This is a genomic window from Bacillus sp. ISL-39, from assembly GCF_018613295.1.
Classification (GTDB): Bacteria; Bacillota; Bacilli; order Bacillales; family Cytobacillaceae; genus Mesobacillus.
Genome location: NZ_JAGGQM010000010.1, coordinates 28,726 through 48,603, shown reverse-complemented (window position 1 = coordinate 48,603; position 19,878 = coordinate 28,726). Strand labels below are relative to the sequence as shown.

The window sequence follows — 19,878 nt, the reverse complement described above, 5'->3', positions numbered from 1 at the left end:
TATCAATGTCGTTCATGGTGCAACCAATTCAACCTTCATGCGATCAGGTCCTTCAAAAAATACTGCATAGTGATCTGTTCCCCCTGCAAAAGGGTGTCTATCTTGATAAAGGATGGTAAGATCTCTTTCCTTAAGTTTTGCCGTCATTTGATCCACCTGTTCTCGTGATTCTGCATAAAAAGCAAGGTGATTCAAACCCACGCGGGATCGGTGATATCCAGATTTAATAAACTTTTCTTCGGCTTGTACAAAAACTATATAGGTCGTATTAAACTTCCAACTTATGCCCCTATCCCATTCCTGATAGACTTCATATTTCAACTCACTTAGAAACCAGCCCCAAAATTCACTGGCTTTATTTAGATCTGTTACATTGATTTCAACATGGTGCAGCATCTCAAACATCCTCCTGGCAAAACCTTGTTTTGTATTTTGAACCCTGCAATTGGAAAGACTATGACAAAATAAAAAAGGAAGTCATGTTATGTTTCTTGCTATTACTGTGGCGGTGGTTCTGATACTTGCTTATTTTTTGGTTGACTGGAAACGATGGGAGAATTTCTATCCAACGATTCAATTTTATATAATATGTAATTTAATGTATAACTTTATATTCTTCAATCATACGTTATGGGCTTATAAGCCAAAATCACCTTGGCTGAATCATACATTCATTGAGTTGGCATTTAGTTTGATCATCATCCCCATCGTGTTAATGATCTATCTAAAACATATCCCAAAAAAGTTTAAAAATACTCTATCCTATCTAGCTGCATGGGTAACTATATTTACTGTTGTTGAATACTTTTTCCAAAGGACTGGAATGTTTATTTATGAAAATGGATGGGGAATAATTAATTCGGCTCTCTTCAATGTCATTATGTTTTCTGTTCTCGGTATCCACTATAAACGGCCTTTATATGGCATATTGCTTTCTATTCCCATTATAGCAATACTGCTTTTTTTCCATCATCCTTCATTCGGTGACTTGAAGTAACCTTCCTGTCTCTGCCAATTAATATGCTCATGGCTTCTGCTTTGATTCCTGGACATCATTGCTAATATAATAGAAAGAGGTTATTAACATCTTTGACGATTGCTTGCTTTGTCTAATAAGCAATCATAATAAAATGGCCTAGATTACAGTTTTCCGGGAGAATTTATGATACGTACAATTTCTGTTAGTCCTTCAGGGGACATCCAAACTGGTCTAAGCATCGACGCATTGCTATCAGACACTAATCATTGGTATTGGATCGATTTCAGTGAACCTACTGATGAAGAAATCCGATTATTGAACGCGCCATTACAGTTTCACCCTTTATCCATTGAAGATTGTATCCATACACTTCAAAGACCTAAGCTCGATTATTATGATGATTATCATTTTTTTGTTTTTCAGGCATTGAACGGGGAGTCTATGCAAAAAGAAGAGGTTGATTTATTCCTTGGACAGAACTACATTGTTACATACCATAGCGTCCGCACAAGTGAAGTAGAAGATGTCTGGAAGAGATTAGAGTTTGCAAAGGCACCTGGTGAATGGAACCCATCGATTGTTCTCTATCATGTTTTGGATAAGATAGTCGATAATTATTTTCCTCATGTATATCGAATAGAGGATTTATTGAATGATATTGATGAGAATTCAGCCGACCGGTCAATGGAGGAACTTCTTGAAGACTTATTTGATACTAGACATGAACTGCTCTCATTAAGGCATACCATCACTCCAATGAGGGATTTGGTATACAGGATGATTAATTCTCATCGTCTATCAGGAGTGCTTGAACAAAAAGAATATTTCGCCGATATTCATGACCATTTATTGAGACTGGCAGAAAAGGTGGAAGCAAGCCGTGAACTGACAACAGATATGCGGGACAGCTACTTGTCAATCAATTCACATGAAACCAATAGGGTAATGAAAGTGCTGACTGTGATTACAACCATTTTCATGCCCCTCACCTTCATAGCGGGAATCTACGGGATGAATTTTGAGAATATGCCGGAACTCTCCTGGCAATTTGGATACTTTGGAGCATTGTTTGCCATGTTTGTCATTGGAATGACCATGTTCTTCTGGTTCAGGAAAAAGGGCTGGTTTAAATAAAGGGCTCTTTTCTCAAACTTTGTTGCTATTGACTACAAAATAGGATTGAATGACCTATGTTTCTTCACAAAATAAAAGCATCTTATGAGAAAAGAGCTTGCACACTTAATACCGACCTACAAAATGGTTTTTTATCACGTTAAAATCGGCTTTAGGATTTTAGCAGGCTCTTCACGAAAACAGCCAAATAATGCAAAAACCATTGAAGCCACAGCACAGGCTTCAATGGTTTTTTTCGTTCTGCTTTTCATCGTCCTGCTGCAGGTTTATAAAATCCTCGATCAGGCATTTACTGCTTACCATGATTCCTGATAAGAAAAATGTAAGTGTAACCGTGAACGGAAAATAATAATACGATAACAGCGAAGTGGCTATCGTCCATACGAGCCAGAGATATTTTTCATGATATTCAGCCATTGACTTCTTCCGCCTCCCAGTAAAGCTGGCTGATCGCATCTGCTAACGCTTCTATTGTATTCTTCAATTCCCTCATATTGTTGTCAACACCGCCAACCTCTACTACCAGTGTGTTTGCATGCAGATCCTGATTGTATATTCCATCTACGCCGATTCCCTTTTTGGGTAATACTCCCTTGCTGATGCCTGGATAATTCTTATTAAGGATTTTATGAAGGTCGTTTGCGAACTTCAGGTTCTTCTGAAAGTTCTTATTTTCCTCGCCTATTACAAAAACTAATCTGGCATAAGGCTCATTATTGATCGTTGTTGTGGTCGAATCCTTCCTTACAGAGTCTCGGTGAAGATCAATAAAATATTCTAATTTCTTATTGCCAGCCATTGCCTCTTGAACCAATGACCGAGAAACTTCGTATGACTTATGTGTCAGCCATCCTTTTTTATCCAGCTCCTGGCCTATATTGGTCTTATCTACGCTTGCTCCAATCCCTCGCTTCTCCAATTCCGTTCCGAGCAAATCACCAACAATGGTGATATTCGTCTTTCCATCAACAGCTTCATTTTCATTCTCTGCCCCTTCCAGTCCAAGCAATGGCAGGTAGGATTCCCAACTATGAGTATGATAAATGAATACCGATTTTTCTGTTGGTGATGAACCGGTATATATTTTCCCGCTGTTCAGCTCCTTCAATTCATTCGCTGCCATATTCCTTTCCTGCAGCAGAACCTCCATTGGAGGAGCAGATTCGATTGGGATATCCGTAAAATCAACACCTTCATCGGCAATTAGAAAGTTTGAATCAAATGCCATAAACCCTGGGATTCCAGTCCTGACCAGACTCCTAAGATCATTCATCTCAATGTTTGTAAGCAATTTGAATCCAGTAGAAAATATGGGTAAATCAGCATTGGACCCTGTCAATGCATGTCCAATCAATGGGTTCTCATAACTTATGATCCTCAGGAAAACTTCTGCTCCAATATCTCCGTTTACTTTGAATTTAAAAATGCTGATGTTCGAAGAAGAAATGAAACCGGCTATTAGAAAAAAACTGAATGTGCAAACAATAATAATTAAAGTTGAAACCATTTTTCTATAAAGATTGACCCATATTCCAGCCATTCAATCACCCTTTTGCATGTGATACCAATTTGCAAGTACACTCTCTGTTAATCCATAGATATGTACAAATGAAGATTTTAGACTAAGGCTCTTTCTCAAATTTTGTCGCTAGCGACTAAAAAATAGCATTGAATGACCAATTTTTACGAAAAGCCTAGACTAAAAAACGCCTGGACAGATGTCCAGACGCTCAGTTAGAAATATTTCTTTTTCCAAAAAACAAATGCGGTTAATCCGGCTAATAAGACGGCCATACTGATTGCCAGGATAAACGCATACGGATTGTGTTGAAATGGAAGATCAACGTTCATGCCGTAGAAGCTTGCTACCATAGTCGGAAACGATAGAATAATAGTAATGGATGTAAGAAACTTCATTACCATATTAAGATTATTTGAAATAATAGAGGCGAATGCATCCATCATTCCGCTTAAAATGGAGCTGTATGTCTCAGCCATTTCAATGGCCTGAGTATTCTCAATGATGACATCCTCCAGCAAATCTTTATCCTCTTCATACATTTTCAAATAATTGAAGCGCATGATTTTGGCAAGCACGACTTTATTGGATTTAAGTGATGTGGTAAAGTAAACCAAGCTTTTCTCTAATGCGAGAAATGCATACAATTCCTTATTTTTCATAGATTGATGCAGCTCGCGCTCAATCTCATTTGTCTTTTTATTGATTTGTTTCAGGTATCGCAAATAATAAATTGAAATCACATAAAGGATTTGCAGGGCAAATCTCGTTTTCTTAAAAGTATAAAATTCCTTTACTCTGTTTGTCTTGAATTCATTCAATACAGGTGTCTCTTTTAGAGAAACAGTTATGATACAATTCGGTGTTTGAATGATTCCAACTGGAATGGTTTCATAGATCGGGAAGCCAGATTCATCGTGAGTGATGTATGGATAGTCAACAATTATATAGACAATTCCGTCTTCCTTTTCAATTCTTGGCCGCTCTTCATCATCAAGGGCATCCTTTATAAAATCAACTGCGACTCCTGTTTCATTCGCCACTTTGATGATTTCATCTTCAGAAGGGTGTACCATATTAACCCAACAGCCTTTTATAATTTCTTCAACACGTGTTAAATGTCTTTCTTCACTGCTTTTATAGATTTCAAGCATTCGATCAACCTCCTCTTCAATTATTGAGGAAGCCAACTACCCTTTTTCAGAGTTGATAGTCTTGCAGCATTCAATTGTATCAAATCTAATAGATGATCGACTTCCCCGCACCTTTCGGGATCAGGTTCTTTTGAATAACCCAAAGATACCAACTCCTTTCTTTTTTCGCCTCTTACATCTTACTCCTGACAGGGTAAAACTACAATGAGAACTTTAAATGAAAAATTAAATTTTGATAAAATAATTTACATAATACCCAATAGGGTATATATTAATAACACAAGAAATACCTGTTAGGGTATAAAACAGGAGGAAGATTTGATATGTTAAATAAAATGACAAAATCATTCATTGCTTTTGCAATGGTTTTATCTTTACTTGCTGTTGGTATTCCAAAGCAAAAAGCTGAGGCTGCAACTACAGCCGCTGATGTTCTGGTAACTGTAGGGCAGATGGGTGCTGATTCTTATTCACAAACATTGGACGGAGTTCTTTATACAGTTGACCAGATTGGCTTCATGGCTGACAGGATCCTTTGGACTCAAGAACAAATTGCCTTTATGGCCAACAGGATTGTATACGTAACAGAGTTTTCTCAGAATAACACTGTTAAAGTGATCTATATGGCAACAGCTTTATGGCCAACTGGAACAGAGGATGGCGGATACACTTATAAGGTATCTCTTATGCCGGTTGCGATGCTCCCAGCTGGTTGGTAAATAGTAATGTAAAAAGGCGAATCATAGGTTCGCCTTTTTATTTTTAACTAAAAACCTTCTTGTACAGCTTTCCGTCATTGATAAGAGGCAACGCCAAATCATCACTTGTTCTGCTGATATTCCTGTCTTCCAAAGTTACTGTATTTTTTTCGCATTTTTCATGACTAGCCTACAGTATTCCTACCCTTACATCCCGAGCATTAAAAATGTTTTTTTCCGTAACATTAACAATATATCGTCGATTGAATATTGGGTTTTGCGTAAGTACTCCACATTTTACTGTCCCTCATGAATCACCGTGATTGGTTCATAGGAATAAACAGCGCCACAAACAACATCTATGGGAGAATTGTGACCTCCCTGCCTAAGAGTACCAACATTTCTTCTAATAGTTTCATTTGTTGCCCCAATTGATTAGACTACATTAATTCGTTTTGATGTATTTTTACCATTTATGCCCACAACTCCACGTTTAGAGGAATACATAACATTTCATTATTTCCTTTCCCCTTTAATTGAGTAACTGAGCGAATTTCTGCTCACTGACATATCAGGCAACCATAACTCATAGTGTCTCCTGCCTCCATAGAAATGGCTGCAACTTTCCTGAAATCCATCAAATCATATATAATGGAATTTAAATTAGGAAACAGTCCTGATTCTGTCAACCTGAATATGTACTAAAACCTTCATTCTTAAAAGGAGAAATCATATGCACTTACTGCAAAGATTCTGGGAGGCAGTTGTTCGATTCTGGAAGCGACGCCACCTGACTCAAATCTCGTTATTAATCTTATTGGTTTTCATATTGTTGTCGATCCTTTGGTTCGCCTTTATTGCAAGCAGGGCAAATGTTCAGACCCTAAAGGATGGATTGAGCCAGGCTACCACCATTTATGATCAGAATGGTGATGAAGCAAGCAAGCTTGCTACCAACCGAACTGGTGGTGTGTCGATAAAAGATATGCCAGAGCATGTCCCAAATGCCGTCATTGCAATTGAAGATGAACGGTTCTATGAACATAACGGATTCGATATAAAAGGTATCGCCCGTGCTTTCTTTGGAAACCTTTTAGCTGGAGGAATCACCGGTGGTGGCAGTACCCTTACCCAGCAGCTGACCAAAAATGCTCTGTTATCTTCAGAGCGGACATACAAACGTAAAGCAGAAGAATTATTTTTGGCTGTCGAGCTTGAAAAGGTGTATGAAAAGGATGAAATCATAGAAATGTACCTGAACCAGGTATATTTCGGCAGTGGAGCATTTGGAATTAACAATGCCAGCAAGAAATATTTCGCAAAGGATATTCAGGATGTCACCATTAGTGAGGCTGCTTTGCTAGCCGGCTTGCTTAAGGCACCTTCTGCCCTGGATCCCTACAACAATTACGAGGCTGCCATCAAACGCAGGAATGTTGTTCTTTCTAAAATGAACGAACTAGGGATGATATCTGATACCGAGTACAAAAAAGCAAAGTCAGAGAAAATTGAATTGGAAGATGGGGGCGGTTCTCTCGCCGACCGAAAATACCCTTCATATGTTGATGCTGTTTTGGATGAAGCAACTAGTAAATATGGTCTCACACAGGATGAAATCATGACAAGAGGCTATCGAATTCATACTGAACTGGACCAGGACATACAATCCGGCCTGGAAAAAGTATACCGACAGGATTATCTATTCCCTGATCGGGCCAGTGATGTTCTAGTACAAAGTGGATCAGTCCTGCTTGATCCGGATAATGGAGGCGTCCGTGCATTGGTTGGCGGACGCGGCGAGAAAGTTTTCAGAGGATTTAACCGTGCAACCCACCTGAGGGCTCAGCCCGGTTCAACAATGAAACCACTTGCTGTATATACCCCGGCACTTGAAGAAGGCTATGAATATGACTCCATGCTTGTTGACGAGAAGATGTCATTTAAGAATTACAGTCCAAAGAACTTCTCTGATACTTACCAAGGAGAAGTTCCCATGTATGAGGCCGTGGAAAAGTCCATTAACATACCTGCAATTTGGCTATTGAATGAAATAGGTTTGAATAAAGGAATCGACGCTGTTAGAAGATTTGGAATCAAAGTGGAAAAAGAGGACCAGAACCTGGCCCTCGCCCTTGGAGGAATGCACAATGGTGTTTCCCCTCTAAAGATGGCTGAAGCTTATTCTGTCTTTCCAAATGGAGGGAAACGTCATGATGCCCACTTGATTACCAAAATTGTTGGTCCTACTGGCAAGGTCATCGCAGAACGTGATGGATCAACAACGCGCGTTACTTCCAAATCAGTTGCCAATGAAATGACATCGATGTTACTGAATGTTGTTGAAACAGGTACAGGGAAAGGGACAAATATTGAGGGTGTCGAGATTGCAGGGAAAACTGGCTCTACACAGCTCCCTTACGCAGATATCAACGGAACAAAGGATCAATGGTTTGTTGGGTATACACCGAACATCGTTGGCGCTGTATGGCTGGGATATGACAAGACAGACCGCAACCATTATTTATCCAGCAGCAGCTCAAGGGATGTAGTGCCTCTCTTCAGGGCAATCATGGAAGAGACAGTGCCTCACATTGAGCGGGAGGAATTCAAGGTACAATCAATCAACGAACGGAAGTCCGGTGCTGTTATTGATTATGAAGAAACAGAAAAAGCAATCAGGGAAAAAGCAACTGAACTGGAGAAAGAATTAAAAGAACGCGCTGGCAAGGTTGAAGAAAAACTGAAAGAGGAAGCGCCAAAATGGAAAAAAGTATTTGATCAAATGCAGGAAGATGCCGCTAAAGTCGGAGATAAGGTGTTTGATAAACTACGTGAGTGGCAAGGAGAATAAATGAAATTCGAGCAGCCTGAATTGGCTGCTCTATTTAATTGCTCGACTGCTGGTGTCAAATGGTGTTGTGGAATCATTTTTTCAGATTGGTGACTTAAATATCCAGTTTCTTGAAAATTCGGACACCAAGGGCCGTTGTTGGTGTCCTCAATATCCAGTTTCTTGAAAATCAGGACACCAATGACCGTGATTAGCTACCTAAATATCCATTCTCAAAAATAAGATCACCAACCGTCACGGTTGGTGACCTCTAAATTAGTGAAAAACAACTCCACTTGGCAGACCCTTTAGAATGTCTTCGAATAAATGCATGTATCCCTTAAATCCCCGTCAACGGAAACTGAATCATTCTTTAGGATTCCATCGAGAGCAAACCCGAGTCTTTCGGGGATGGCCCTGCTTTTAGTATTCAATGAATCACACCGTATTTCGATCCTGCGGGCTTTAAGCTCCCGAATGGCAAAATCAGTAATTCCCTGGACAGCCTCGGTCATGTACCCTTGCCCGCTATATCGAGTGTCAATCCAATAACCAATTTCAAATTTGGGTATGTCCCAGTTTATTTTATGTAAACCAGATGAGGCGACAAATTCACCGGTATCTTTCTTGAATACAAGAAGCCTCAAATCTGACCGATTTAAAAAATTCAAATACCCCTGTCTGATAACGACTTCTGTTTCTTCAACACTCTGTTCTTTTTGGGCAAATGGCATCCATGGCTGAAGTTCTTTTAATGATGCATTGATTGATTCACAGGTTACAGCTCCGTCGCCAGGCAGCGGCATTCTGATAAAAAGCCGGTCTGTTTCAAATTCAGCGGGAAAATCCAATAATATAGGATTCACCTTCACCTCTCCCCTTTCAATTTCCATTTAAAAAGAGCGGTCACAGGACCGCTCTATAACTTATTCTGCTTAAATACTGATATCCCTCTTTTGGAAAAAGAAAAAGGTGAGCATCATAAATATTGCGTAATATACAGCCAGTATGGCTAGCGATACAGGCATTGTAATATCCTCAAGAATTCTATCCTGAAGTGCATACACGGTCAAATCCAGATGCGGGAAGATCAGGAATTTCGCCCATGTATATTTATCAGCAAGCATCAGGATGATACCGCCGATTGTAGAAGAAAAGAAAAGAACGAATATCCCGATTCCCACCGCCAGAGCTTGGCTTTTAAATAATGTTGACAGCATAAAGGCAATTGTCATGATGATCAGCAGACTTGGAATGAAGTAAAGCATTTTTAACATGAATTGTGTACCAACTATGGCTACCTTTCTTCCTTCAAGCGTGATTTCAAATATCTTCATATTGTAATCACCACTGCCAAACAAAATCAATCCTATTATATACCCCGATACAATTAATGTCAGGACCAATAATAATGCATATATGATGACTGCTATATACTTTGACAACAGTATTCTCCATCGCTGATGTGGACGAATCAGCAGCTGCTTGATGGTTCCATCTGAGAATTCTGCAGCGACATTGGCACTGCCTACCACCACTACGAACAAGGTAACAAGTGAGCTCACACCCACTACTACGTCGTTCATGAAATGCCAGTTAGTCTTTTCATTTGGGTTAATATCCTGATCAAGAAATTGCTGTGTCTGCTCAATTTGGTTCTGAATCATTTTCTTTTCGTCATTAGAAGCAGAGGCCATCTGGTTTTCAAGCATTGTAATCTCTGTCTGGGTGTCCTGACGCCAATTTGGATTTGGATCTGCGCTGAATTTCATATAAATAATTCCGGCAATTAATACGGCCAACACGATTATGATCATATAGATCCAGCTTGCCATTTTGCCAAATATCTTCATTAACTCATTTTGGATTAAAGGAATCATATCATCTGCTCCTTCTTGCCTTTATTCGTGATTTCAAGGAACCGGTCTTCAAGAGTTGCTTTCACATTTAATATTTCGAAGACATCTATTTCATTTTCAACAAATAGCTTGTTAATCCTCGGGATTTGCTCTTTGCGCGCTGATAAGGTTATACGATTGCCTTTACTGGAGGTTACTTTTACATCTGTCATCTGTTCTGTCAAAAGCTTAGAAGCAAGGCGGGGATTCGATAACTCCACTTCTATTGTTTTAACCTCAATAGCTTCAGACGTTTCATTATCATTATACATAGAAGAAATATGTATTAATTTCCCCTTTTCAATGATTGCAAATCGGTCGCACATCAGCTGCATCTCTGACAATAAATGAGATGACACTAATACAGATGTTCCCTGGCTTGCAAGCAAGCGCAAATAATCCCTGAACTCACGAATTCCCTGTGGGTCTAGTCCATTAGTAGGCTCATCCAGTATGAGAATAGACGGTTTATGTAAAATCGCTTGTGCCACCCCGAGGCGTTGGCGCATTCCCAAAGAATAAGTGCGGACTTTATCATGGATTGCTTTTTCAAGCCCTACAAGCTTGGTCACTTCGTTTAGTCGTTCTTCCGTAATATCACTTAATGCCATACGCGCGTAATGTCTGAGATTTTTGTATCCACTAAGGTATTTGTAGAATTCAGGATTTTCCACTATAGCACCCAGTTCATTCATTGCTTTTGTAAAAGACTCATCCAAATCATGGCCATTTACAAGCACAGTTCCTCCTGTGCGATTAATCAAGCTAACAATCATTCGGATGATTGTTGTTTTTCCGGCACCATTAGGACCAAGAAGTCCAAATATTTCACCTCGTTCCACTTGAAAACTCACGTCATCAACGATTGTTTTTTTTCCAATCGTTTTAGTCAACTCTTTTACCTCGAGGGCAAATTGCGACATAGAATCTCCTCATTTCATAAATGTTATTTCATGGCCTCACAAAGATTAATACGATGAAAATTGTAAAAAGTTACAAAAAAAGCAAAAAAAGAATATCTTAACAATGCCCTCATTTTTATACTGTATATTGCCCACTCTTAATACAAACGATATAAATGATATTCGCTGGAATATCGTCTGTTTCAAAAATCCAATCATGAGGTGATTGTATGAGTTATAAAGATCATTTGGATCCACACTCACAACTTTTCCACCACACTTGGACTAGGCGCAAGCATACCAACTCGCAGGTAAATGGGGAAACCCAGGTAACAAAGAACACGCTGCTTGCAAGGAGTAACGCTAAAGCGCACCGCATGTTTTGATTTTTTGAAACTAAAAAGGGAAAAGGCGCGAATTGCGCCTTTTCCCTTTTAGCAGATTTCCTGTTTAAAATAAGCTCCCATGTTGCAGCCTTAATAGAAGGCTGTTATGGAGCAACAAAGTTTGAAAAAAAGCCTTATGAAAGGAACAAGCTTTATTAATCCTTAAAGAAAAATAAAATAAATGATTCCTGCCAAAATAATCCGATAGATCGCAAATGGCATTAATTTAATTTTATTGATAAGCTTCAAAAAGAATCTGATGAAAATCAACGCAAACACAAATGCGCTGATAAAGCCTACAGTGAAAAATGGCAATGCATCAATGGTAAAATACTGCCAGTTTTTTAACAGAGATATCCCGCTGGCGCCTAGCATGATTGGAACCGCCATTATGAAGGTGAAATCGGAAGCCGCGCGATGGCTCATACCGAGAAGTACTCCTCCCGCTATCGTGGAACCAGACCTTGAAAACCCTGGCCATAACCCAAGACACTGAAACAAACCTACTCCAAATGCCTGTTTATAACTGATTTGATCAACAACCTCAGTCTTAAGTGTTTTGGGTTGGAAGCGGTCTGCAATTATCAACAAAAAGGCGCCGACTACCAATCCGATGATGACAGTTTCTACGGAAAATAGATGCTCATCAATATAGTCCTCAAATAAAATGCCAGTCAACCCAGCAGGGATCAAACCTGCAATTACCTTAGGCAAACTCAGCCTCCCTTGGGAATCCCCGATTGAAACACCTTTTTCCAAACCTAATAAGTTGATGAATCGATCTTTGAATACAATTACCACAGCTAATATTGATCCTAATTGAATAACTACTTTAAAAGTATTGGCAACAGGTTCTGTAAACAATTGTTTAGAGTGTAACAGCAAATCATCGACAATAATCATATGGCCAGTGGACGAAACAGGTGCAAATTCAGTTAATCCTTCTACTAAACCGAGTATAAATGCCACAATTAATTCCCAAATGTTCATGAAGTGGTCTTGCTCCTTTAAGAGTTAAATTTAAAAGCTTGTCTCATAATTTCGAAAAACAAAAGCAAATGTACTTATTAATTTTTAACTTTAATTGGACATTTAGTCAATAAAAAAAAGCAGCATTATAAGCTGCTTTGAGTACTTCCCTTAAAAACAAGGAACTTTTGGCCAATATAGTTCGTGAGTGTGTAAATGATCGACCCTAGAAGGATTGCAGTATTGTCAGCGCCGATAAAAAATGGCCCTGCTGTTATCGCGTCCATTGTCCGGGTAATCAAACGGCTGATTGAGAAGGAAAGAAAATAACATGCCATCACAACTATAATGAATCTCGCTGCTCCAACATGAATGGGAACACTGCTTTTAAATGTGTAAATCCTATTCATTAAAAAGCTGACAGCAGCGCCTGCTGTATTTCCAGCGAATGTGGCATACCAAAACGGCCATTCCAGTTCATTTTTCAAAAAATACATCAGCCCCATTCCGACAATGGTATTGAGTAAACCGACCACCAGAAATTTAATAAATTCCGGAAAGCTTGCAGATCCAATTCCAATCCTTTGCGCCAGCTGGCTAGTTATTCTCAGATAGCTTCCGAGTTTCACTGATTGGCTCATAATCTGCTCCTTCCATGTTGATCAGCTTCCTCGATACAGGCAGATTATAGAGGTCAACATCAATAATATATTTCGGGCGCCGTTTAGTTTCTTTGTAAATTTTTCCTATATACTCTCCTACCAATCCAATCGCAATTAACTGCAGGCCCCCAATAAGCCATATAGAGGTTATTAAGGAAGTCCAGCCGAGTTCTGTATTCCCAAAAAGCTTCAATGTAAGAAAATACAAACCGAAAACAAGGCTTACGAAAAAAGAGAGGCATCCTACAATCATCACGAACCTTATCGGTGTCACTGAAAATGAAGTGATTCCATCAAAAGCAAACCCTAGCATTTTCTTCAAGGGGTACTTCGTTTCACCGGCATGACGTTCCTTTCTTTCGTAATAAACAATCGTGGAGTTAAAGCCTATTAATGGAACAATCCCGCGAAGAAACATATTGCTTTCCGAAAAATGCTCCAATTCTTCTACGGCCCTCTTGCTCATCAACCGAAAATCGGCATGGTTGAAGACTAGTTTGACCCCTAGCTTGTCCATGAGCTTGTAAAATCCTTCAGCAGTAAAACGTTTAAAGAATGTATCACTCTCCCTGCTGCTTCTCACACCATATACCACTTCGTAACCTTCACTGAACTTCCTTACCATTTCATTAATAGCATGAATGTCATCTTGCAGATCAGCATCAATGGTTACCATGCAATCGGATGCCTCTTTTGCTGAAAAAAGTCCGGCAAGTAAAGCATTTTGATGTCCTGCATTTCTTGAGAGCTTCAGCCCTTTAATCATTTCATTATCTAAACTGGCTTTGTAAATCAAGTGCCAGGTCCTATCCTCGCTCCCATCATCGACGAATAAGACTTTACTTTTTTCTGATACCATATTTTGCTTGATCAATTCACTTAGCTTTGCTGCCAACTGATCAATGGTCTCTTCCAAAACATCTTCTTCATTATAGCAAGGTACGATAATTGTGAAGATTGGCGGTTTCATTTATAAGCCTCCTTGGTGTTATAAAGCTTCATAGAGGTAAATTTTCCAGGCACTTTCCTTTGAATTAAAGATTTTATCAAGCTTCAGATTATTTTCTGATGCATTATCGATTGGGACTGAAGAGAAGATAAATTCCCCGCCCATTTCCTTAAACTGCTCTATGTTCACATCTATATTTTCGATTCTTCTCTTTGAGTTTTTTTTAAACATATAATGCTTTCCCAATTCATCGGTAAAAAGATAACAACGTCCGCCCCACTCATCAAAATAAACTCGGATCCGCTTATTTTTTTCAAGCTCATTTTCGATAATCTTCCTGAACTGATATTTATAACTTAGAGGATAAAAATTATTGTAGGTGTCCAGCGTGTAAAATCCATTATACTGAGCGATTGCTGGATGCAAGCCTATACTGGCAACACGATAGCTATCTTGGGGTTTTCCAATGTGATTTTTGATGGCCTCAAATTGTTCTTCTGCATAAAATTCTCTTACACTCGGTTTTTTTTGGAAAACAATCTCTTCATTTGTTAACAGGAGCAAGAATATTTGAGCAGCCATCAACCAGGGGATTGATTTCCGCATTATCTTTTCCTTCCAGAGAATTTTCAAACCGGTGGCAAATAGGATGTACAGGATTAATGGACGCAAGAAGTGATACCTGGCAAAATTAAATGTATCAAGAAAGTGGAACCTTTCCGTTAATGGGAGCCACCCTTTATAAAACCAAAAAGCATACCAGGCAGATAAGACGAAATTCAGCACAAATAAGAAAACAAAACTGCGCTCTTTCCCCCACTTCCTATGTTTCCAAATCAAAAATATCGCTGCGATTATAACTGGCAATATAATAATCGTATGTACAGTCATGACATGATGATGTCCTAGAATGAAATTTTTGAACGTAAGCCTGACGGAATGCCAGAAAGTAAGACGGGCATGAAAGTATTCATCTCTGCTATTCGGTTCCCCATCAAATAAAAAGGAATATACCAGTCTGTAATCAGTGATTAAGAAAACAGCAGTCATATAAGCTATTGAAAAAAAGAATCTCCAATTCCAGCCCTTACTGCGAATTACATCACTAAGCCAAAGTAAACCCATTGCACTGAGGAAAAAGAAAAAACCCAAAACGATACTTGAGTAAAATGGCAAAAGTGTAAGCGCAAGATAATGCGACCAGGCACCTCTCATCTTTCTGATATGCAAAAAAGCCCACAGTGCCAAGGGCATACCCAATGTACTAAGCATCCCTGACGGCCAAAAAGGGGTAAGCGCAAAAGCCAAAGCCGTCCCGACACGAATCAGGCTTTGATCGTCTCCCTTAATAAAGTGGTCCTTCAAAACCAAATACATACCGAGGAAGGCTATAAACCTGGTGATCGCCTGACTTATTCCATATGCAATCATGGTCGGGAACCACACATACAGCCATACAATCAGGCTATACTCAGTTCCAAGTGCATTCCTAGGCAGTCCATTGATGATTTGAGGAATCCTGGCCTCTATCGAACCGGCAATCTGGCCACTCTCAGCAAGCACCTTATACCATGCCAAATTCGAGTCAAGATTGTCATGGACCCGGATGTGAGCGTCGTCTCCTAAAATAAAATAGGGGGATAGGAAGAGTGAAATCACAATGAGAGAAAATATGATAAGTTTTCGCTCTTTATCCTGTAAGTAATACAAATCACATTACACCTCAAGTTCCATAGTTGCTTCTATTAAGGTTTGCACATTTCTTGAAACTATTCTCTGTATCTTTTGTTGCTTCCCTTTTCTTAATCATAAGTATTTCCGCTAATGAAAGGGTTTTATGTATGAAGGGGCCCAGATATTGCTGAATTCCAAGCCATATAGCTCGCAATAAAAAAGCTGTACTGGTGTAATATTAACCAGTACAGCTCGATTATCCCTCTTCTGTTAAATTGCTCTCTGCCTCAAGAATGAAAAGGTCTTTCTTTGACTGCAAAAATATGATCGATGTCAATGCTGCAGCCAGCAGCAGTCCCAGTGCAGAGAATGCGACGGTGACTGTTTGCAGTTTTATTACTTCTGCTAAATAACCTAATAATAATGTTAACACGATTTGAACCATTGCCTGAAAGAAGGCAAACGAACTGCTAAACCTGCCCATCAAGTCAACTGGTACATTGTTTTGGAAAAAAGTTGCGTAACCAGTAAAAGAAAATGGTGAAAAGAACCCAATAATGATAAAGCCAGCCACAGCTAGTGGTACCGTGTCTGAAGATGCAAGATAGAACATTAAGTACCCAGTTACCGACAAAAAAGAACCCATTCCTAACAGCAGTTTTATTGAAAGACGATTTGCCAGCGCTGACACTACAAATGAACCAGCCACATACCCAGCTCCTGTGAGGCTGACCAATAATCCATAATTCTCTTCAGATAAGCCGACAACCTGCTGTATGAAGGTTACCTCCTGTGAATCGAGGGCAAATGAAATTAAAGTAATGAACTGGAAAATAAGGAAAACCATTATAAATCCTGCTGCAGTTTTACCGAAACTGATGACAGCTTTCCAATCAGCAGCGATCATGTTCAGCGTAATCCGATCCCTAACCGTTTCATTGCTTAGCTTTTCATCAACATCCGGAAGGAAGTATATTGCCAAGGCGCATAGAAAGAAAGTTAGAGCATTAATATATATACTTGTATTTATGCTTCCATACATAATCAACAGCCCTGACACACTCGGTCCTATCAGCATGGCACCAGATGTTGCAAAGGAAAAAATCGAATTAAAACGTTTTCTCTTTTCGGGTGGTACAAGCTTGGTTATGTAAGTTTCTGAAGTGGGCCCAAAAAATGCACCCGCTATATTCGTTAAAAACATAATAAGATAAATTGGAACAAGCGAAGTAAATAATGGGATGATTGCAATTAAAAACCCTCGAAGGATATCAATGAATATCATTAACCTTCGCTTATTGACCCGATCAATGACGCTGCCTGCCCAAGTATTAGTTAAAAGGATGGCTAAGGGCCTGATTATGAATAATCCTGCTATCGCAGCCGCAGAGCCTGTTAATTTTAACACTAATAAATTTATAGCTACAAAATAAATCCAGTTACCTATGTTTGAAACTCCAATTCCCAGAACTAAGAGTATGGGATTCTTCCAGCCTTTCAAACTGACCCCTCCCGAGTACAGAATATAAATGTAAAAAACTCTTCTCTATTTCTCTTTCCATCCTATCTTCAACTTCCAAAAGTTTCAAGAAGCTATTTAATTAAATTCCATTTTTTTACTAAAATAAAGAATTGTCACAATTTGTCCACATAAATTTTCCCAACATAACTTCCGAAAACAGGCTCTATACCCGGAGTCATAAGTACTTTAAACATCAAGCCTATTGATTTCATTTATTTACCAGTGCTAGTCATACAATTTACCCATTACTAACATAGGTATATTCCTTATAATGATAATTAGAATTGATAAGGAGCTGAAACCATGAATTCTAATCCGAAGTTTGTTTCTAAGATCCTTCCGCTTTTCGCGGTGTTTATGGTTATAGTTACGATTGCAGTGACATTTGTCGTTCAAAATACTGATGATAAAGTATCTATCCCTTTTTCTTCTCTTGTCAAGACTATAGAAGGCCTTAATGGCAGCGAAGCAACTCTTACTGAAAAAATGGATGGAACTCTAGTACTTAAAACTAAAGATTCAACATTTGTTTCCCAAGTTCCTCCCGGCAGCCAGATGGTCGATAAATTAATAGAAAAAAATAATATAAATTATGATTATATGAATAACAGCAAATATGGTGCCTGGATCCTCGGTGGTGTGCTATTGCTTCTGCTGGGTACTGCGTTTGTAATCCAAAAGAAAACCGGGGGTATTGGTACTGGCAATAGAATGAAGAATAGTTTATCAAAGCCTAACCCTCTGCCTTCCATTACTTTAGAAGATGTTGGTGGATTGCAGGAAGAAATGAAGGAGGAAATCTTCCAGACTCTATCAATCTTGAAAAACCCTGAAAAGTCTGCAAAGATGGGCATTAAGCCGCCTAAGGGCATATTGTTGTATGGACCTCCAGGTACAGGTAAAACCTTGCTTGCTCAGGCTATTGCTCGTGAATTGAATGCCAACTTTTTTTCAGCCAGCGGATCTGCATTTAATGAAATGTTCATTGGTGTAGGTGCTTCACGTGTCCGAAGCTTATTCCAAAGTGCACGCAAGCAAGGGCCTGCAGTCATTTTCATCGATGAAGTCGACGCTCTTGCAGGAAAGCGTAAGCCTCATGGCGGTGAAGAAGGTGAGAAGACATTGACAGAACTTCTTGTCCAGCTTGACGGCGGACATTCTAACGATGGAATTCTTTTTATTGCAGCTACAAACAGAAAGGACATGCTAGATGATGCATTCCTTCGCCCTGGCCGTATCGATTTCTCATTCAATGTACCTCTTCCTGATACAAAAGGGAGAAGGGAAATCATTAATATTCACATTAAAGGAAAAAACCTTGCTGATGATGTTGCAGCATCACTGGATGACCTGGCTGAAAGTACTTCTGGGTTCTCAGGCGCCGAGCTGCATTCGTTGTTTGAAACTGCAAGCAGACGAGCATTAAGGAACGGCCAGGACTTCATTTCAAAGAGTGATATAGATTACTCTCTTGATCGGACAATCCTTGGAAGTACTTCCCGTACCCTTCAGGATGCAGATACAAAGCGCAGGGTTGCCATCCACGAGGCGGGGCATGCACTAGTATCTGCCGTCACAAAACCTGGGTCTGTCCGAAAAGCAACGATCATCCCTAGGGGTCAGGCACTGGGATATGTGGCACCGATTCCGAAAGAACTTCACTTGTCGACACATAGTGACTTAATCGACCGTATCGCCATGATTCTTGCCGGTGGTGTAGCCGAAAGAATGATTCTCGGTGAACACAGTATCGGAGTAAGCGGTGATGTCCAGCAGGCTAAACAGATTATAGAGCAAATGGTCGACACTGGCTTACTGCAGGAAGGTTTCACACTAACATTCAGCAAAGGCTTAAAAGAAACAAAGATGCAAGAGCTTTTCGATGACGCTCTAGAAAAATCCGAAATAATCATAAATGCTCACAGACATCAATTTGATGTACTAGTAGAAGAATTACTAAAGAAAGAAACACTTGAAGGCTCAGAAGTAGATGATATTGTCCAGGATAAGACCGGGTTTCGTCAAGATCAATATGTAATGGCATAACAAAAAAGGCTTTCCGCGGAAAGCCTTTTATTTTGGTTCTTTTCTCATGCTTTGTTGCTATTGACTACAAAGTAGGATTGAATAATCTTGGCGATTCTAATCTGATTCCGAAAAGAATTGTTTTTCCTCCGATTAATTTAAATGATTTTAAAAGTTGGAATATTTGATGGGCAACCATAGTGTCGTTCAGTGCCACACTTGAAAGATCGATAAAGAGATGATGATGATCCCCCTTGCTGAATTGCATACTTATTCCAGTTTATGTTTGTCCTTTAACTCAGGCGGAGCCATTTTTATAATCTGTTGAAAAATGATAAGCAGCACACCTACGTCATCAACAACACCAATGAAGGTTAAGAAGTCGGGAATGATATCGAATGGCAGAAGAAAATAGCCAATGATCAAACCTGATGAAATCAATTTTTGCTTTAAAGGAACTAACCCCGAAGTAAAAAACTCTATTAAAAAAGGGATGAATCTTTTCACTTTGAATACAAGCCTGATTCTTTTAAAAAACTTTTTCATAAAAGTTCTCCTTTCAATTCGTACTATCCAC

The 19,878-nt window shown here is 39.3% G+C and carries 20 protein-coding genes; 6 read left to right on the top strand and 14 right to left on the bottom strand.

Translation table 11 applies throughout. The features are described from left to right. Positions 1–12: 12 nt before the first annotated feature. The gene (locus J7E37_RS09825) at positions 13–396 is read right to left on the bottom strand and encodes a VOC family protein (RefSeq protein ID WP_214781527.1); all 384 of its coding nucleotides are present in this window, start codon (positions 394–396) and stop codon (positions 13–15) included. 88 nt (positions 397–484) lie between these two features. On the opposite strand from J7E37_RS09825, the gene J7E37_RS09820 reads away from it, so the two are divergent. Then, positions 485–997, top strand: a complete 513-nt coding sequence (locus J7E37_RS09820; protein WP_214781525.1) for a CBO0543 family protein — start codon at positions 485–487, stop codon at positions 995–997. Between the two features lie 165 nt (positions 998–1,162). After that, positions 1,163–2,113 (top strand): magnesium/cobalt transporter CorA, encoded by a 951-nt coding sequence (corA, locus tag J7E37_RS09815; RefSeq protein WP_214781523.1) that lies wholly within the window; start codon positions 1,163–1,165, stop codon positions 2,111–2,113. A gap of 222 nt (positions 2,114–2,335) precedes the next feature. Here the strand turns inward: corA and J7E37_RS09810 are convergent, their stop codons facing one another. From J7E37_RS09810 to J7E37_RS09800, 3 genes are all read right to left on the bottom strand, one after another. Then, complete coding sequence (locus tag J7E37_RS09810; RefSeq protein WP_214781521.1) at positions 2,336–2,530, bottom strand: hypothetical protein; 195 nt, start codon at positions 2,528–2,530, stop codon at positions 2,336–2,338. Next, a complete protein-coding gene (gene spoIIP, locus J7E37_RS09805) occupies positions 2,523–3,653 on the bottom strand; it encodes a stage II sporulation protein P (RefSeq protein WP_214781519.1) in 1,131 nt (376 codons plus the stop codon). Before spoIIP ends, J7E37_RS09810 begins: the two co-directional genes overlap by 8 nt. Positions 3,654–3,847: 194 nt before the next feature. Further along, complete coding sequence (locus tag J7E37_RS09800; RefSeq protein ID WP_214781517.1) at positions 3,848–4,786, bottom strand: magnesium transporter CorA family protein; 939 nt, start codon at positions 4,784–4,786, stop codon at positions 3,848–3,850. Between the two features lie 323 nt (positions 4,787–5,109). Between J7E37_RS09800 and J7E37_RS09795 the strand changes: the two genes are divergently transcribed. Together J7E37_RS09795 and J7E37_RS09790 are read left to right on the top strand one after the other, a co-directional pair. Next, positions 5,110–5,505, top strand: a complete 396-nt coding sequence (locus J7E37_RS09795; protein ID WP_214781515.1) for a hypothetical protein — start codon at positions 5,110–5,112, stop codon at positions 5,503–5,505. Positions 5,506–6,217: 712 nt separating this feature from the next. After that, positions 6,218–8,335, top strand: coding sequence for a transglycosylase domain-containing protein (locus J7E37_RS09790; protein WP_214781513.1), 2,118 nt, complete (start codon positions 6,218–6,220; stop codon positions 8,333–8,335). Between the two features lie 287 nt (positions 8,336–8,622). Here the strand turns inward: J7E37_RS09790 and J7E37_RS09785 are convergent, their stop codons facing one another. The 3 genes from J7E37_RS09785 to J7E37_RS09775 form a co-directional block, all read right to left on the bottom strand. After that, positions 8,623–9,180, bottom strand: a complete 558-nt coding sequence (locus J7E37_RS09785) for a GNAT family N-acetyltransferase (RefSeq protein ID WP_214781512.1) — start codon at positions 9,178–9,180, stop codon at positions 8,623–8,625. Positions 9,181–9,249: 69 nt separating this feature from the next. After that, a complete protein-coding gene (locus tag J7E37_RS09780; RefSeq protein WP_214781510.1) occupies positions 9,250–10,194 on the bottom strand; it encodes an ABC transporter permease in 945 nt (314 codons plus the stop codon). Beyond that, the gene (locus J7E37_RS09775; protein WP_214781508.1) at positions 10,191–11,135 is read right to left on the bottom strand and encodes an ABC transporter ATP-binding protein; all 945 of its coding nucleotides are present in this window, start codon (positions 11,133–11,135) and stop codon (positions 10,191–10,193) included. Before J7E37_RS09775 ends, J7E37_RS09780 begins: the two co-directional genes overlap by 4 nt. Before the next feature lie 209 nt (positions 11,136–11,344). On the opposite strand from J7E37_RS09775, the gene J7E37_RS09770 reads away from it, so the two are divergent. After that, positions 11,345–11,500: a YpzG family protein gene (locus J7E37_RS09770; RefSeq protein ID WP_192471666.1), complete on the top strand. Its 156-nt coding sequence runs from the start codon at positions 11,345–11,347 to the stop codon at positions 11,498–11,500. Positions 11,501–11,662: 162 nt separating this feature from the next. On the opposite strand, the gene J7E37_RS09765 is transcribed toward J7E37_RS09770, so the two are convergent. From J7E37_RS09765 to J7E37_RS09745, 5 genes are all read right to left on the bottom strand, one after another. Further along, complete coding sequence (locus J7E37_RS09765) at positions 11,663–12,490, bottom strand: undecaprenyl-diphosphate phosphatase (protein ID WP_214781506.1); 828 nt, start codon at positions 12,488–12,490, stop codon at positions 11,663–11,665. Between the two features lie 125 nt (positions 12,491–12,615). Next, positions 12,616–13,110: a GtrA family protein gene (locus J7E37_RS09760; RefSeq protein ID WP_214781504.1), complete on the bottom strand. Its 495-nt coding sequence runs from the start codon at positions 13,108–13,110 to the stop codon at positions 12,616–12,618. Next, a complete protein-coding gene (locus tag J7E37_RS09755; protein WP_214781502.1) occupies positions 13,067–14,101 on the bottom strand; it encodes a glycosyltransferase family 2 protein in 1,035 nt (344 codons plus the stop codon). Before J7E37_RS09755 ends, J7E37_RS09760 begins: the two co-directional genes overlap by 44 nt. Positions 14,102–14,119: 18 nt before the next feature. Next, positions 14,120–15,790: a DUF6044 family protein gene (locus J7E37_RS09750; RefSeq protein WP_214781499.1), complete on the bottom strand. Its 1,671-nt coding sequence runs from the start codon at positions 15,788–15,790 to the stop codon at positions 14,120–14,122. Between the two features lie 220 nt (positions 15,791–16,010). After that, the gene (locus tag J7E37_RS09745) at positions 16,011–17,255 is read right to left on the bottom strand and encodes an MFS transporter (protein WP_214781498.1); all 1,245 of its coding nucleotides are present in this window, start codon (positions 17,253–17,255) and stop codon (positions 16,011–16,013) included. A gap of 324 nt (positions 17,256–17,579) precedes the next feature. On the opposite strand from J7E37_RS09745, the gene J7E37_RS09740 reads away from it, so the two are divergent. Then, complete coding sequence (locus J7E37_RS09740) at positions 17,580–19,322, top strand: AAA family ATPase (RefSeq protein WP_215023768.1); 1,743 nt, start codon at positions 17,580–17,582, stop codon at positions 19,320–19,322. A gap of 64 nt (positions 19,323–19,386) precedes the next feature. On the opposite strand, the gene J7E37_RS22255 is transcribed toward J7E37_RS09740, so the two are convergent. Together J7E37_RS22255 and J7E37_RS09730 are read right to left on the bottom strand one after the other, a co-directional pair. Then, positions 19,387–19,569 (bottom strand): STAS domain-containing protein, encoded by a 183-nt coding sequence (locus J7E37_RS22255; protein WP_215023766.1) that lies wholly within the window; start codon positions 19,567–19,569, stop codon positions 19,387–19,389. A gap of 2 nt (positions 19,570–19,571) precedes the next feature. Then, positions 19,572–19,847: a YkvA family protein gene (locus tag J7E37_RS09730; RefSeq protein WP_214781493.1), complete on the bottom strand. Its 276-nt coding sequence runs from the start codon at positions 19,845–19,847 to the stop codon at positions 19,572–19,574. Positions 19,848–19,878 lie beyond the last annotated feature (31 nt).

Bases quoted from the DNA above. Each gene is read 5' to 3' on its own strand.
- J7E37_RS09825 (WP_214781527.1), bottom strand. From the start codon at position 396: ATGCTGCACCATGTTGAAATCAATGTAACAGATCTAAATAAAGCCAGT.
- J7E37_RS09820 (WP_214781525.1), top strand. From the start codon at position 485: ATGTTTCTTGCTATTACTGTGGCGGTGGTTCTGATACTTGCTTATTTT.
- corA (WP_214781523.1), top strand. From the start codon at position 1,163: ATGATACGTACAATTTCTGTTAGTCCTTCAGGGGACATCCAAACTGGT.
- J7E37_RS09810 (WP_214781521.1), bottom strand. From the start codon at position 2,530: ATGGCTGAATATCATGAAAAATATCTCTGGCTCGTATGGACGATAGCC.
- spoIIP (WP_214781519.1), bottom strand. From the start codon at position 3,653: ATGGCTGGAATATGGGTCAATCTTTATAGAAAAATGGTTTCAACTTTA.
- J7E37_RS09800 (WP_214781517.1), bottom strand. From the start codon at position 4,786: ATGCTTGAAATCTATAAAAGCAGTGAAGAAAGACATTTAACACGTGTT.
- J7E37_RS09795 (WP_214781515.1), top strand. From the start codon at position 5,110: ATGTTAAATAAAATGACAAAATCATTCATTGCTTTTGCAATGGTTTTA.
- J7E37_RS09790 (WP_214781513.1), top strand. From the start codon at position 6,218: ATGCACTTACTGCAAAGATTCTGGGAGGCAGTTGTTCGATTCTGGAAG.
- J7E37_RS09780 (WP_214781510.1), bottom strand. From the start codon at position 10,194: ATGATTCCTTTAATCCAAAATGAGTTAATGAAGATATTTGGCAAAATG.
- J7E37_RS09775 (WP_214781508.1), bottom strand. From the start codon at position 11,135: ATGTCGCAATTTGCCCTCGAGGTAAAAGAGTTGACTAAAACGATTGGA.
- J7E37_RS09770 (WP_192471666.1), top strand. From the start codon at position 11,345: ATGAGTTATAAAGATCATTTGGATCCACACTCACAACTTTTCCACCAC.
- J7E37_RS09765 (WP_214781506.1), bottom strand. From the start codon at position 12,490: ATGAACATTTGGGAATTAATTGTGGCATTTATACTCGGTTTAGTAGAA.
- J7E37_RS09760 (WP_214781504.1), bottom strand. From the start codon at position 13,110: ATGAGCCAATCAGTGAAACTCGGAAGCTATCTGAGAATAACTAGCCAG.
- J7E37_RS09755 (WP_214781502.1), bottom strand. From the start codon at position 14,101: ATGAAACCGCCAATCTTCACAATTATCGTACCTTGCTATAATGAAGAA.
- J7E37_RS09740 (WP_215023768.1), top strand. From the start codon at position 17,580: ATGAATTCTAATCCGAAGTTTGTTTCTAAGATCCTTCCGCTTTTCGCG.
- J7E37_RS22255 (WP_215023766.1), bottom strand. From the start codon at position 19,569: ATGCAATTCAGCAAGGGGGATCATCATCATCTCTTTATCGATCTTTCA.
- J7E37_RS09730 (WP_214781493.1), bottom strand. From the start codon at position 19,847: ATGAAAAAGTTTTTTAAAAGAATCAGGCTTGTATTCAAAGTGAAAAGA.